Genomic DNA, 12,904 nt, shown 5'->3' with positions numbered 1-12,904 from the left:
TTCTCTCCCGGTCAGAATTTGACGCCCACGGTCACGCCATAGGTTCGCGGAGTCCCGACATGGTTATAGTCGAAACCGAAGCCCGCGAGCAGGTCGACGCGCGAGGTGAAGTAGAATTTATTGGTAAGGTTCTTGCCCCACACCGATGCCGTCCAGCGCCCGTCGGCCGATTCCCAGTCGATATGCCCGGCGAGGAGGACGTAGCTATCCTGCCGCAGTCGGGCGATGTTGAGCACCTCGAAATATTGGCTCGACGAATAGTTGATGTCGCCGTGCAGGCTCAGCTTGCCGCTGCTGTTGTCCATCGCGGTGACGTCAAAGCCGCCCGTGAAGGTCAGCTTGGGCGCGTTCGACAGCCGATTGCCGCTGACATCGGCGCCGCTGACGGTGCCGCGCTTGATCTTCGTATCGAGCAGGCCAAGGCCGCCGCGCAGCGTCACCATGTCGGTCGCGCGGACGGTCAGCTCGGCCTCGCCTCCCAGAATCCGCGAGCGCGGGATATTGAGCAAAGTCTGCGCCGCGGTCGCGGGATCGATATTGATGAACTGCTGGTTGCTGTAGGTATAGTGGAACGCCGCCATGTTGAGCGTGACGCGGCGGTCGGCGAACTGGCTCTTGAGGCCTAGCTCGAATGCGTCGATCTTTTCAGCTTTCGCGACCGACAGTTCGGACGGATCGAAAAAGGCCTGCGCGTTGAAGCTCGGCGCGCGGTAACCGCGGCTGTAATTGCCATAGACCATCACATCGGGGTTGATCTTGAAATCGGCGCCGATCTTGCCCGACAGATTTTCGGTGCTGTAGGCGAGCCGCGACGGCGGGATCAGGTTCATCACCAGCACCCCGTTGGGACCGAAGGCGTTGGCCTCGAAATTGCTCTGCGTGCCCTTGTCGTGCGTGAAGCGGATGCCGCCACGCAAGGTGAGCTGGTCCGTAAGCTCGAAACTCATGTCCGAATAGACGGCATAGCTCTTCTTGACCTGGTCGAAGCTGTTGCGGAACAGGCAGCCCAAGGGGAAGCCGATCGCGCAATCGGCGTCGGTGACCCCCGGCAGCCCGTCGGAATCTATATCCTTGCCGATCTCGAACGTCGTCTCGTTATAGACTTTCTCGCGGTTGAAATAGGCGCCGAGAATGAAGTTGAACGGTCCCCCGAAATCGCTGGTCAGGCGCAGATCCTGCGCGAATTGCGTCGCGCGGTCGGTATAGGGGATTTCGAGCAGCTCGGTCGCGTTGCCGTCGGTGTCCTCATAGAAAGCCAGCCGCCCCTTGTCCCACGAGGTGACGCTGGTGATCGCGAGCGTGTCGGAGAGGTCGACCGTGCCGCTCAGCGAGACCGACCAGGTGCGCGCGCGGCGGCGGTCGGTGACGTTCGCCTCGATCTCGCGCCGCCCGAGTCCCGGCCGGTTCACCGCTTCGGGCTGGGCATAAATGCCATAATTGCGCGGATTCTGGTAACTGGTCGACGCACGCAACACGAACCGCGCACCGTCGCTCGGCTCGAATAGCAGCGATCCACGCACGCCATATTCGCGCACGCTCGCAAGATCGGGCTCGCCGGGAAGCTGGTTCTTGAACCAGCCATCGGCGCGCGCAAAGGTGAAGGCGACGCGCGCCGCCACCGTCTCGCCGAGCGGCACGCTCAGGGCGCCATTGGCTTCGTAGCGATCGTAATTGCCATAGCCGAGGTTCAGATAGCCCTCGGTATCGCCGAGCACCGGCGTCCGGCTGATCAGGTTGACCGCGCCGCCCGTGGTGTTCTTGCCATAGAGCGTTCCCTGCGGCCCGCGCAGCACCTCGACGCGCTCAAGGTCGTACATCGCAACGCCGAGGAAGGCGAAATTGCCCTTGTAGACCTCGTCATAATAGATCGCGACCGGACTCGCCTGGTTGAGGCTGTAGTCGGACATCGACACGCCGCGCAGCGCGAAGATCGGCGTATTGTCGCCGACCGTCGAGGTGAGCTGGAGGTTGACGATCTTGCCCGCAAGTTCGTCGGCCTGCGTCACGCGCTGCCGCTCTAGCGAATCCCCGCCGATGGCGCTGACCGCGATCGGGACGTCCTGCAAGCGTTCGGATCGTTTCTGCGCGGTGACGACAATGTCGGTGCCATCGACCGTTTCGGCGGCCGCGGCATCGGTGGCGGTTGGAGCGGCTGCTTCCTGCGCGAGCGCGGGCGCCGATACACCCGCCAGCAGGAGCGCAAGCATCGGACGAGCAGCGCTTCGCGTGGTTCCCTTGGTCATCGAAATCCTCCCCTGTTCTCTATTTCTGTTGTTTTTCCTCGGACATGCGCGCGACCATGCCCGCGCGCACCGCCATTGCTTCCGCTCGCAGCGGTTTCCGCCGCAGCTGCCCCACTTCGGCAGGCGTATAAGGTTTGAAATCCGCCGGGACGTTCGCGGCATCGAACCGCACGAGCGACCAGTTCACCACTTCGGCGAGGTCGGCATCGGACAGCGCCGCGGTTGCGACGCCCGGCACGCGCACCAGATATTCGCGCCCGCCGGGCAGGTGCAGGAACTTCGCGACGAAGCCGGCCATCGTCGGCGTCGTTTGCGGCGTCCCCGTCGCATCGGCCCGGTGGCATCCCTGGCACGAGAGGATCCAGTTCTGCCGCGCGCGCGCCGGATTGGTCACGCCCGGGATCGTCTCGGGCCCGCTCCACGCCGGGGTTGCCACGGCCGCCCCGGTCGCCACGATCAGCGCGGGAACGGCCAGCCATTTCATTTGCCGCCGACCTTCGGCTGCAGCCGACCGACCGCGGCAGAGTTGAGGCCCGCGCTGCCGGCACGATATCCCGCGATCTCGCGCGGCGTGAAGGGTTTGGCCGATCCGCCGCGAACGACATGGTTGAGCACCGCCGCCACCTGCGCATCGTTGAGGCCGGCCTGCGCGGGCATCGTCCCGCGATAGGCCTTCCCTTCGACGGTGATCGGTCCCGACACGCCGCGGATCACGACCAGCGCGAGATAGCGGCGTCCCGCAGCGGTCGCACCAAGCGAACGCACATCGGTCTTCAGCGGCGGGAATGCGCCCGGAACCCCCGCGCCATTGCCAAGGTGGCACGCCGCGCAACGCTTGTAGATCGTCGCGCCATCGTCGGCCGCCAGCGCGGGGCCGGTTGCGGCCAGTCCCGCGAGCATCAGGGTGAAGGCAAACCGCCGCATCATTGCGGCTCCAGCGCGACGCCGAGGATGACGGCGGTCGAGCAGTTGTAGATCGCGCTCGACGTGCCGAGACACCAGTTGATGTCGTTGTTCGCCTGTGGGCGTACCATCGGCCGGTCGCGCTCGTTACGGTTGCACAGGCAGCGCCCGCACGAGGATTTGCCGCAACAGTCGTTGTAGCTGATGATATAGGCGCGATTGTCGGCGGGGTTCTGGCAGGTGCCGATCCAGGTGATGGGCGACATTTCGGTGCCCGGCGGACAGCTCGACGCCGTGCCGCCGCAGCAGCTGCACAGGAACCCGTCGATCGCGCAATAGCGCCAGTAATCGCATTGCGTCTGGTCGCCCGGATCCTGTGGATTGCCTGTGGTTTGCGGCGCGACCGGATCGCCGCCGCCGCCATGGCCATGCCCCTGGGCCTGCGCGCGCGACACCGGCAGCACCGGGATCACCGCCGCGCCGGTTAGCGCGCCGCCGATCAGCGTCAGCAGACTGCGCCGCGACGTCGCGCGCGCGACCCGCCGCGTCATCTTTTCCGAAAATTTGTCCAATCCCGACATTTCCGTCCCCTTCCTGTCGCGCCGTGCGGTCTCAGCCGCGCGCGAGATATTCCTGGCCCCGCGCGCTCATCCGCGCGCGAGATATTCCTGAATGGATGCGACGCGGCGTTCCTTGGCCTCGAACAGGCTTTCGAGATGCTCGCGATTGTTGACGAGGCCGAGCGAGGCGATGTTGCCCGCCTCGTCGATCAGCACTGCATAGGGGAGCTTCGACACGCCGAGTGACCGGCCGAGCTCTTCCGACAGGACATAGTCGAACCCGGCCAGCCCCTCGGCCATCACCAGCCGGCGATGCGCGGCGGGCTCGCCGTCGCTCGCGAGCACGACGTCGAGCCAGCCGCGCTCGGCGCCCCTCGCCGAGCGGACGACGGGCAACAGCGTCTTGCACACCGGGCAATCGGGCGAGAGAAAGAAGATGAGCTGGCCGCGCCGCTCGCGCTTGCCGCCGATCGCAACGTCCTTTCCTTCGAGCGTCCGCAGTGTCATTTCGGGCGCCTTGTCGCCGACATTCACCTTCTGGTGCAGCGTCAGCGCACCCGCGGGCGCGATGCGTTCGTGGAGTACCCCAACCTGCCGCGCGAGCGCCGCGACGAGAACGCCGAGTACCGCGACCGCGATCCACAGCAGGATTTGCGAGGCAAGGAAAAATCCGGTCATCGGGCGGCACTCCGGCTGTTGGCGGGAAGATGGGCGATTTCGCCGGCCGCGAAGAGCAGCGCGACAAAGGCGAGGGCGGCGAAAACCGACTGGATGTCGATGCCGCCGCCCCCTGCGGGAGAGACGAAAAGTGCGAGCGCGGCGGCGGCGAGCGCGAAAGCGCGGCCGATCGTGAAGCGGCCGATACCGCTCCGCCGCGCACCGAAGTCGCAGCCGCAATCGATACCGCCCTCGCCGCGCCGCCGCGCCGCGAGCAGCGCGGCGCCATATCCGGCCCACAGCAAGGCGGCGAGCAGCGCACCCGCCGGCCGCGACGCGGGAAGAAGCAGCGCCAGCGCCGCGGCGAACTCGACCGCCGCGGCCGCCATCGTCACAGGCATCGCAAGCGCCGGGGCAAGTCGCAGCAACCCGGCGGTCGCCCGCGTCAGCCGCGCCCGCTCGGCCAGCTTGTGCGCCGCCGCCACCGCGAGCACGGTCGCGAGGAACAGCGCGAGAACCGAAAAGACGGCCGACATCAGCGCGCCGCCGTCATCGTCATCGGATCGTGCGCGACGCTCGCGACGGTCCGCACGAAGGCGCCGCTCGCTGCGTCATAGATGTCGAGCGACCCGTCGGGGCGCGCCGCGACGAGCAGCGGCTTTTCCTGCTGCGTCGCCTCGATCGAAACGCTGTGATTCTTGAGCGCGATGCGGCGAACGAGCGTCTTGGCCTTCGGGTCGACCACCCACGCCTCGGTCCCGCCATCCTTGTGCGACCCTTCGCCCCCCTTCGGGTTCATCAGCACATAAAGCAGGCCGGCGCGGTCCGCCGAGATGACCTGCCAGCCGCCGGGGCGCCACTCGGGTTCGCCGCCCGCCTGTTTCGGGATCGAAAAGCCGCCAAGATCCTTTGCCGCCGCGCCCGAAAAGTCGATCGCCCGCAGATTGCCCCTGAAGCTGACGAACCAGCCGGTCCGCCCGATCATCGCCGGGGTCATAAATAGCGGGTCGTCATCGATATCGTTGAATGCCGCGCTGGTGACGGCGGGGCCGGCCTTCCCCGCCACGTCGAGCGCGATGCTCGTCATCGTGCCGTCGGCACAGAGCGAGGTGAAGCCGCGCGGCCCGGTGGGGTAGACGAGCGAGCATCCCGGCAGGTCGACGTCCGACAATATCTTGCGCCCATCGAGGTCGACCACAGTCACGGACGACCCCGGCGTGAAGTTGAAGACGAGCGCCCATTTTTCGTCATTGGTGAGTTGCAGGCTGTTGCGCAGCGTCACGAACAACCCGCGCTTGCCGCCGGGCAGGACAATCTCGTCCTTCGGTGCGAGCGTCTTGGTGTCCCAGATGGTGATGACGTCGGTGCGTTCGCCGCGTGTCAGCCGCGAATAGAAGGTTTCGCCGACATAGATTTCGCCGCGCGACGTCGACGGCAGGATATTGCCGAACTGCGCGACGGGAATCTGGCCGCGCATATTGCTGTTTTCGGCCCCGACGTCGACGATCGCGGCGCGCCCGTCGGGCAGGCTGTTGAAATGCAGGTCGTGCACAAAGACCCAGCTCGCGGGATAACGTTCGGGCAGCTCGGTGACGGTTGGAACCGGCTCTTCGGGCAACGGCTGCGGATAATTGGCAGCGCCCGAAACACTGGCAGAGATCATCAATACGGCAAAAGCCGCTCCCTTCGCGATGCGCAGCATCCCGGCACTCCCTCTTCCTGATGACAATGGCTCTGACGGCCGATTCGGACTGATATTGTTCATATGTCCAAATTTAGTCAAGCGTCAAAATTAGGTCACTTGTCCAAAGGACGGAAGGCGGTTACGAAAGCGCCGGAGGCTGCTGAATCTTGACGAATTTCATTGTTCCCGACCTGAAAATCACACCGCGGACCGGGGGCTATGCCCGCGGCCAGGATGGCTTCGAGCATATTCTCCGCGCCGCGCTGGCGCTGCTCGTGAATCAGGGATCGGCCGCGCTGACGCTCCGCCGCATCGCCGCCGAATCGGGAATGAATGTCGGCAACCTCAACTATTATTTCCGCTCGAAGGAGGAATTGATCCGCGAGCTGCTCAACGCGGTGATCTCGAGCTATGAGGAATCGTTCGACGAGATCATCCACGCGCCCGGCGCCACCGCCGAGGCGCGCCTCGAAAATCTCGTGACGCTGATCCTCGAGGACATCACGACCAAGAAGACGACGCGCTTCTTCCCCGAACTATGGGCGATGGCGAACCACGACCCCTTTGTCCATGACCGGATGAACGAGCTTTACGAGCGCGCACGCGTTTCGCTCAACGAACTGATCGCCGAGATCAACCCCGCCCTGCCCGACGACGAGCGCCAGATACTGGCGCTGTTCATCTCGGGGTCGATGGAAGGGCTGACGATGTTCGCAGGGTTCGAAAAGCCGTGGAACGCGCAGATGCCGATGCTCGAGACAATCGCGCGCCGCTCGTTCGTCCATCTCGCGCGAACGTTGCGCCCGGGAGAGATAAAGATCGTTTCCGGAGCTTCAGCCACCTGAGCGACACCGCGCAGAAAGGATCAAGCAGCCGAGTCCGCGGCGGGACGTGTGGCCGTTTGCGGACTGGCAAATTTTGAATTGATCGCTGTCGAAGCGGACATTGTATCGATTTCGTCGCGCCCATCATCGGACGATGCGCCTGATGATCCAAATTCAAGACACTGAATCACAAAGAAACTTTCTCAAGCCTTTGATATATAACAATTATATAGAAATTTCTTTTAGATCAATTATATACTTCCAAGATCTTTGTCTAAATTTGAGATGAAAGTTTATTAACCTCTTTTCTCTATACATGGACGAGTCTTGTGGGGAAGACGAATTGAAAGGATCTAGTCCTTTTGAGGAGTTTTCATTATGACCGCGAAAACTAAATTCTCACTAACAGCCCTAGCTGTCATGGCTTTTACTGTATCTCCGGCGCATGCAGATATAACCGGAACGGTCGATGCAACGATTACGCTCGAAGCAGGCTGTATAGTTAACGGGCAAAACTTCGATGACGGGACGTCAGGTGCCGATTTCGGTACGCTCGATTTCGGCACGGAGAACACGCTTTTCTCGCAGGCCGACGCGCTAATATTGAGCGGCGGCGCCGCCTTCACGGTCCAGTGCAGCAACGGCATCACGCCCGTGCTGTCATTCAATGCCGGACTGAATGATGGCGAGGGCGCCGGTGCGGGGCTCCACGCGATGGAGCACCAGACCGACGCCGGGCGGTTCGTCACCTACAATCTCTATTCGGACGCCGGCCGCAACACCGTCATTCCGGTCGGCGGCGACGTCAGCCTCGCCGGGGGCGGCGCCCAGCAAACCGTGAATGTCTACGCCCGCGCCTTTGGCGAAGCGGGGCTTACCCCTGGCGTCTATTCGGACATCATCACGGTGGTGCTCGAGCTTTAGGGGATCGGCCCAGAGGGACTCAGGCCCATGACCCGCACGCTCCGACCGAGACCGCGGATCACCCTGACCTCGCTGGCCGCCCTTCTCGCGTGCGTGAGTAACATTCCGGCATCGCGGGCCGAAACGACGGCGGAGTTCGAGGTTTCGGCCGAGATCGCGCCAGGCTGCCTCGTCGACGGGCTCGGCAGCAGCGGGCATGCCGGCACGATCGGAACACTCGATTTCGGGGTCGATTCGACCTTTTCGACCGCCACGCACACGGCGACGACGACGACGGCGCAAGGGATTCGCCTGCGCTGCACCCCCGGCGTCAATCTGATGATGGGTGTCGATGGCGGCAGCCACGCCGCCACCGGCGCGCGCCACTTGCAGCGCGGCAGCGATACGGCGGCGCGGATCGCCTATGCCCTGTGCCGTGACGCCGCCTGCAACCAGCCGATCGCGATCGGCGGCTCGGCCACGATCGCGGTAACTGGGACCAATAGCGAGGATGTGATCCTGCCGCTCTTCGCGTCGCTTACCCTGCTCGGCGGGCTGGTCCCGGGCACCTATACCGACACGCTCACGGTCACGCTGACATGGTGACCACCCGCCTTTTGGAGACACGCCGATGAATCAGGGCCTTCTCTTCATGGTCGCACCGGCGCTGCTCGCCGCCGCCGCTTCCGCCGGGGCACAGCAGCCCGGCTCGCTGCTGATCTGGCCGGTCAATCCGGTCATCGAGGGCGATGCGCGCGCCGCGGCGCTCTGGCTCGAAAATCCGGGCAAGGCGCCGATCACGCTGCAAGTCCGCGTCTACGCCTGGGATCAGCAGGACGGCCGCAACCTCTACGCCGAGCAGAGCGACGTCATCGGCACGCCGCCGATCGTCAGCATCGAACCGGGACAGCGGCAGCTGATCCGTTTGACGCGCACCGCATCGCCCGCCGCGGTCGCGGAAAAACCCTATCGGGTGGTCGTCGACGAAATCCCGGTCGCGCGGGAATCGGCCGCTCCGGGCGCTTCGGTGAGCTTTCGCATGCGCTATTCGCTGCCGCTTTTTTCTTATCCCCCACGCGGCGACGGCAAGGTCAAGCCGCCCGCACCGGCGCCGCAAATCTCCTGGCGCGCCGGTGCGGATGCCGGGGGCCGCTTCCTCGAAATCCAGAACGGCGGGACCGGCCATGCACAGCTGACCGACGTCGGTTTTGTCACCGGTCCACAAAAGTCGCCCGTCGCCGGGGGTTTGCTCGGATATGTCCTCCCGGGCGCGTCGATGCGCTGGCCGCTGCCGGGAAATGTCGGCGGCACCGGCGACCTGGTCGCGACGGTCAATGGAAAGGCCGGCGTTCGTATCGAGCGCCGGCACGAATAGTGCTTCATGGCCGGCTCGCTCCATCTGCCGGCGCATTCCCGATGGGCGATGATATTCGCAGGCGCGCTGCTGGTGCCGGGTTTCTCTCACGCGGCCGGTGCAGAAACAGGGCGTGACGGTTATGGCGACCTGCCGCCCCCGCCACAGCACATCGACGCCGCCGCGGAGCAGCGGCTCGAACTCGAGCTGTTCGTCAACGGCATGCGCAGCGGTATCGTGGCGCCAGCCGTGAAACAGGGTTCGCGGTTCCAGCTTCGCACCGCGGACATGCGCCGCGCCGGGATTTTGCTTCAAACAACGAGCGAGACGCTGTTCCTCGACAGCCTCGAAGGTCTTCGTGCCGATTATGACGCGCCGCGCCAGCAATTGCACCTGACCGTATCGCCCGAATATCTGTCCGCCCAGCGTGTCGGCCGCGAAAAGCGCCGTTTCGAGCGGGCGCAATATGATCTCGGTGCGCTGCTCAACTATGACGCCTATGTCAGCGGCGGCGACATGGCGCCAGTCCAGGCGTCGGTGTGGCACGAAGCCCGCATATTCGGCCCCGCAGGCATCATCTCGACGACGGGCGCGCTGCGGTCGGGCAGCGCAAAAAACTATGTTCGTTTCGACACCTATTGGCGCTGGTCCGACGAGCGGAGCATGACGACAATCGAGGCGGGCGACATCATCACGCGCAGCCTGCCGTGGGCGCCCGCGATCCGTTTGGGCGGGCTCCAGATCTCGCGCGACTTTTCGGTGCGCCCCGACGTCGTCACCTATCCGCTTCCCGAATTCGCCGGCAGCGCCGCGCTGCCCTCGACCGTCGACCTCGTTGTCCATGGCCAGCGGGTCGCCGGCGCCGATGTGAACCCCGGCCCCTTCGCGCTCGATACGCTGCCGCCGATCAACGGCTATGGCGAGGCCAATCTGATCGTCACCGACATGCACGGACGCAGTGTCTCGACTACGATGCCCTTCTATATCAGCAGCGCGCTGCTGCGCCCGGGGCTCACCGACTATGCCGCCGCCTTCGGCGCCTTTCGCCGCAACTATGGCATGAAGAATTTCGACTATGGCGGTCTCGCCGCCAGCGCTTCGGCGCGCCATGGCGTGACCGACGGCCTGACGCTCGAAGTGCGCGCGGAGGTCGCCGACGACATGCAGCTTGCGGGCGGCGGCGCGGTCGTCAAGCTCGGCAATTTCGGCACCGTCAGCGCATCCTACAGCCGCAGCTTTCGCGACGGGTCCAATGGCGGCGAGGCAACCATCGGTTATGACTATCAGACCCGCGGCTTTTCGATCGGGCTACGGCACCGCCGGCGCGACGGCGACTATACCGATCTCGGCCTGCTCGACCGCGAGGGTCGCGGCGGCTGGGAACGGCTGACGGCGGCGACGGCCAGCCTGTCGCTCGGACCCGCGGGCACGCTCGGAATCGGCTATTTCGATTTTCGGCGGGCCTTGGCCCGCGATGCGCGGCTCGCGAACATCGCCTGGGCTCTTCCCCTCTGGGGCGAAAGCCGTCTCCACGCCTCGCTATCGCGCGAATTTGTCGAACGGAGCTGGTCGGGCGCGCTGACCCTGAGCGTCCCGCTGGGCGGCGGCATACTCGGCGCCGGCATCGTACAGGATCAGAACGGACGCACCGGGCTGCGCGCCGATTATTCGCGCGCGGCGCCGGTCGAGGGCGGTTTCGGATGGAATGCGAGCGCGGTGAGCGAAGACGGCGCCAGCCCCTATTGGCGCGGCGACATGACCTGGCGATTGCAGCCGGTTCAGCTGCGCGCGGGCGCCTATGGGCGCGACAAGGTCACCGGATGGCTCGGCATCAGCGGCTCGCTCGTGTTCATGGACGACGCCGTCTTCGCCGCCAATCGCGTTTCCGACGCCTTTGCGGTCGTCAGCACCAATGGCGAACCGGGGATTCCGGTGCGCTATGAAAACCAGCTGATCGGCACCACCAACGCGAACGGTCAATTGCTCGTCCCCACCGCGAGCGCCTATTATCCCGGGCGCTACGATATTGATACGCTGTCGCTCCCTGCCAACGTCAGGGCACCGGTGGTCAGCCAGCGCGTCGCCGTCGCGGCGGGCAGCGGCCATATCATCAAATTCCCGGTCGAGCGTGTGACCGCGGCCCGCGCGACGATCAGGACCGTCTCCGGCGAGCCGCTGCCCGCCGGGGCGGCGGCAACCATCAACGGCACACTGTCCACTTATGTCGGCTGGGACGGAATACTCTTTGTCGAACGGGCGGCGGCCGACAATCGGGTGCAGATCGAGCTGCCCGATGGCGGCACCTGCCACGTGAGCTTCGCCGCCGACCCGAAGGCCGACGACATTATCGAACTGGGGGAACTGACATGTCGACGCTGATGCGCGCCGTCCGCGCACTGTCCGCACTGACGGTCGCGACGATGATACCCAGCGAGGCCTCGGCTTGCACGACCTCCACCACGAGCACCAGCCTGGGGAACGCGAGCTCATATGCCGTTGCCACGACGCCGCAGCAGGGGAGCGGTTCGGCCGGCCTCCAATGCAACATCGTCCTCGCCGCGCTCGCCACCCATTATGTCGGCCTGCGCGTCGATGCATCGACCTTCCAGCTCACCGGCCCCACCGGACAAACGATCGCCTACACCGCCGCGCTGACCGCCAATGGCCCACCGCTGACGGTCGGGAACTTCCAGGACCTGTCCTCGACCAGCCTCGTCAGCCTCTTCGCCGGCACGAACAACAGCGTCCCCATCTATTTCCGTACCGCCGCCACTCCCGGCTTGCGCGCGGGCGACTATTCCGGCTTTCTCGATTTGCGCTGGTATTATTCGGTCTGCTCGCTGGGCGTCGCCGTATGCCTCGCCCATTCGAGCAGCCCCGGCTTCGTCCGCCCGATTCTGGGTCCGCCGACCACATGGGGAAGCGGCGTCGCGGTCCGGGTCAATGTCCAGCTGACGGTGGAGAATGACTGCATCATCACCGCGCCCAATGCGAGCTTCGGCACGGCGCCGCTCGCCGGCAGCTTCAACCCGATCACGCGCACCATATTGATCCGCTGCAGCGCGGGAGCGGCCTACACCGTCGGCCTCGGCGACGGCAATAATCCCGACAATGGCGTGCGGCGCATGCGCAGCGGCAGCGACTATCTGCGCTATGAAATCTACAAGACCACCACCTCGCCCGACCGGTGGGGATCGGTCGGCAGCGCCCGGCGTGGGAGTGGAACGGCCGACACCAATCCGGGCATCTATGATTCGGTGACCACGCAGGAATTCGGCTATCGCGCTGCTATCCTGGCCGGCCAGGCCACCCCGCCACCCGGGCTTTATACCGATACCATCCTAGTCGACGTCGCCTTTTGACTCGTGAACCGCAATCCGAAACCTCGTCCGCTTTGCAAGGGAATGATCGCAGGCATCGTGGCTCTTCGGTATCGACTTCCGGTGACGAAAGGCATGGACGGAAACCGATATCGCCAAGAGTTTCCCGCCTACATGTCGAATGACGGCTTTTGGGTCAGCACGTTCAAGTTCGAATAGCCTGGAGCGGGCGCAAAGTTGCCATGCCCGGCCATGAGCAACTCTGGATAATCGGCGAGCATGTTGGGCGGCCGTCGGCGTATTTGGATGCATTTCCATCGAAGGCAGGGGTCGATCTTCGAAGATTTTCAGAGTGTTTCTAAAGCATTGAAATCATGGACCAGCGCTTCCTTCGATTCGGGCCGCCGCGCGCCAAATTCAGCGCGTAATAGCATTGCTTCACGAACGAGGTGCTTA

General features: G+C 64.7%; 13 protein-coding genes. 6 read left to right on the top strand and 7 right to left on the bottom strand.

From position 1 onward, the window contains the following. Positions 1 to 11 precede the first annotated feature (11 nt). From V8J55_RS06085 to V8J55_RS06055, 7 genes are all read right to left on the bottom strand, one after another. Positions 12 to 2,243: a TonB-dependent receptor gene (locus tag V8J55_RS06085; RefSeq protein ID WP_336444770.1), complete on the bottom strand. Its 2,232-nt coding sequence runs from the start codon at positions 2,241 to 2,243 to the stop codon at positions 12 to 14. Positions 2,244 to 2,262: 19 nt separating this feature from the next. Further along, a complete protein-coding gene (locus tag V8J55_RS06080) occupies positions 2,263 to 2,727 on the bottom strand; it encodes a cytochrome C (RefSeq protein WP_336444769.1) in 465 nt (154 codons plus the stop codon). Continuing rightward, complete coding sequence (locus tag V8J55_RS06075) at positions 2,724 to 3,167, bottom strand: cytochrome c (protein ID WP_336444768.1); 444 nt, start codon at positions 3,165 to 3,167, stop codon at positions 2,724 to 2,726. The genes V8J55_RS06080 and V8J55_RS06075 overlap by 4 nt, the downstream gene beginning before the upstream one ends. Beyond that, positions 3,167 to 3,727, bottom strand: a complete 561-nt coding sequence (locus tag V8J55_RS06070) for a methylamine dehydrogenase light chain (RefSeq protein ID WP_336444767.1) — start codon at positions 3,725 to 3,727, stop codon at positions 3,167 to 3,169. The genes V8J55_RS06075 and V8J55_RS06070 overlap by 1 nt, the downstream gene beginning before the upstream one ends. Positions 3,728 to 3,793: 66 nt before the next feature. Then, the gene (locus V8J55_RS06065; RefSeq protein WP_336444766.1) at positions 3,794 to 4,384 is read right to left on the bottom strand and encodes a redoxin family protein; all 591 of its coding nucleotides are present in this window, start codon (positions 4,382 to 4,384) and stop codon (positions 3,794 to 3,796) included. Next, positions 4,381 to 4,899 (bottom strand): MauE/DoxX family redox-associated membrane protein, encoded by a 519-nt coding sequence (locus tag V8J55_RS06060; protein WP_336444765.1) that lies wholly within the window; start codon positions 4,897 to 4,899, stop codon positions 4,381 to 4,383. Before V8J55_RS06060 ends, V8J55_RS06065 begins: the two co-directional genes overlap by 4 nt. Then, entirely contained in the window at positions 4,899 to 6,065 is a 1,167-nt protein-coding gene (locus V8J55_RS06055) for an amine dehydrogenase large subunit (RefSeq protein ID WP_336444764.1), read from the bottom strand. Before V8J55_RS06055 ends, V8J55_RS06060 begins: the two co-directional genes overlap by 1 nt. 149 nt (positions 6,066 to 6,214) lie before the next feature. Between V8J55_RS06055 and V8J55_RS06050 the strand changes: the two genes are divergently transcribed. The 6 genes from V8J55_RS06050 (at position 6,215) to V8J55_RS06025 (ending at position 12,490) form a co-directional block, all read left to right on the top strand. Then, positions 6,215 to 6,892 (top strand): TetR/AcrR family transcriptional regulator, encoded by a 678-nt coding sequence (locus tag V8J55_RS06050; RefSeq protein ID WP_336444763.1) that lies wholly within the window; start codon positions 6,215 to 6,217, stop codon positions 6,890 to 6,892. Between the two features lie 399 nt (positions 6,893 to 7,291). After that, entirely contained in the window at positions 7,292 to 7,795 is a 504-nt protein-coding gene (locus tag V8J55_RS06045) for a Csu type fimbrial protein (protein WP_336444762.1), read from the top strand. A gap of 27 nt (positions 7,796 to 7,822) precedes the next feature. Next, positions 7,823 to 8,380: a Csu type fimbrial protein gene (locus V8J55_RS06040; protein ID WP_336444761.1), complete on the top strand. Its 558-nt coding sequence runs from the start codon at positions 7,823 to 7,825 to the stop codon at positions 8,378 to 8,380. A 25-nt stretch (positions 8,381 to 8,405) separates the two neighbouring features. Further along, the gene (locus tag V8J55_RS06035) at positions 8,406 to 9,149 is read left to right on the top strand and encodes a fimbrial biogenesis chaperone (protein ID WP_336444760.1); all 744 of its coding nucleotides are present in this window, start codon (positions 8,406 to 8,408) and stop codon (positions 9,147 to 9,149) included. 48 nt (positions 9,150 to 9,197) lie between these two features. Then, positions 9,198 to 11,507: a fimbria/pilus outer membrane usher protein gene (locus V8J55_RS06030; RefSeq protein ID WP_336444759.1), complete on the top strand. Its 2,310-nt coding sequence runs from the start codon at positions 9,198 to 9,200 to the stop codon at positions 11,505 to 11,507. Continuing rightward, positions 11,495 to 12,490 (top strand): Csu type fimbrial protein, encoded by a 996-nt coding sequence (locus tag V8J55_RS06025; protein ID WP_336444758.1) that lies wholly within the window; start codon positions 11,495 to 11,497, stop codon positions 12,488 to 12,490. The genes V8J55_RS06030 and V8J55_RS06025 overlap by 13 nt, the downstream gene beginning before the upstream one ends. The last annotated feature ends 414 nt before the right edge of the window (positions 12,491 to 12,904 follow it).

It is taken from the genome of Sphingopyxis sp. CCNWLW2, assembly GCF_037095755.1.
Lineage (GTDB): Bacteria > Pseudomonadota > Alphaproteobacteria > Sphingomonadales > Sphingomonadaceae > Sphingopyxis.
Note: the sequence above shows the minus strand (reverse complement) of the source record. Positions and strands in the feature narration are given on the sequence as shown.

What these genes read in the sequence shown, in the direction of transcription:
- V8J55_RS06085 (WP_336444770.1), bottom strand. Translation starts at nt 2,243, where the DNA reads ATGACCAAGGGAACCACGCGAAGCGCTGCTCGTCCGATGCTTGCGCTC.
- V8J55_RS06080 (WP_336444769.1), bottom strand. Translation starts at nt 2,727, where the DNA reads ATGAAATGGCTGGCCGTTCCCGCGCTGATCGTGGCGACCGGGGCGGCC.
- V8J55_RS06075 (WP_336444768.1), bottom strand. Translation starts at nt 3,167, where the DNA reads ATGCGGCGGTTTGCCTTCACCCTGATGCTCGCGGGACTGGCCGCAACC.
- V8J55_RS06070 (WP_336444767.1), bottom strand. Translation starts at nt 3,727, where the DNA reads ATGTCGGGATTGGACAAATTTTCGGAAAAGATGACGCGGCGGGTCGCG.
- V8J55_RS06065 (WP_336444766.1), bottom strand. Translation starts at nt 4,384, where the DNA reads ATGACCGGATTTTTCCTTGCCTCGCAAATCCTGCTGTGGATCGCGGTC.
- V8J55_RS06060 (WP_336444765.1), bottom strand. Translation starts at nt 4,899, where the DNA reads ATGTCGGCCGTCTTTTCGGTTCTCGCGCTGTTCCTCGCGACCGTGCTC.
- V8J55_RS06055 (WP_336444764.1), bottom strand. Translation starts at nt 6,065, where the DNA reads ATGCTGCGCATCGCGAAGGGAGCGGCTTTTGCCGTATTGATGATCTCT.
- V8J55_RS06045 (WP_336444762.1), top strand. Translation starts at nt 7,292, where the DNA reads ATGGCTTTTACTGTATCTCCGGCGCATGCAGATATAACCGGAACGGTC.
- V8J55_RS06040 (WP_336444761.1), top strand. Translation starts at nt 7,823, where the DNA reads ATGACCCGCACGCTCCGACCGAGACCGCGGATCACCCTGACCTCGCTG.
- V8J55_RS06035 (WP_336444760.1), top strand. Translation starts at nt 8,406, where the DNA reads ATGAATCAGGGCCTTCTCTTCATGGTCGCACCGGCGCTGCTCGCCGCC.
- V8J55_RS06030 (WP_336444759.1), top strand. Translation starts at nt 9,198, where the DNA reads ATGATATTCGCAGGCGCGCTGCTGGTGCCGGGTTTCTCTCACGCGGCC.
- V8J55_RS06025 (WP_336444758.1), top strand. Translation starts at nt 11,495, where the DNA reads ATGTCGACGCTGATGCGCGCCGTCCGCGCACTGTCCGCACTGACGGTC.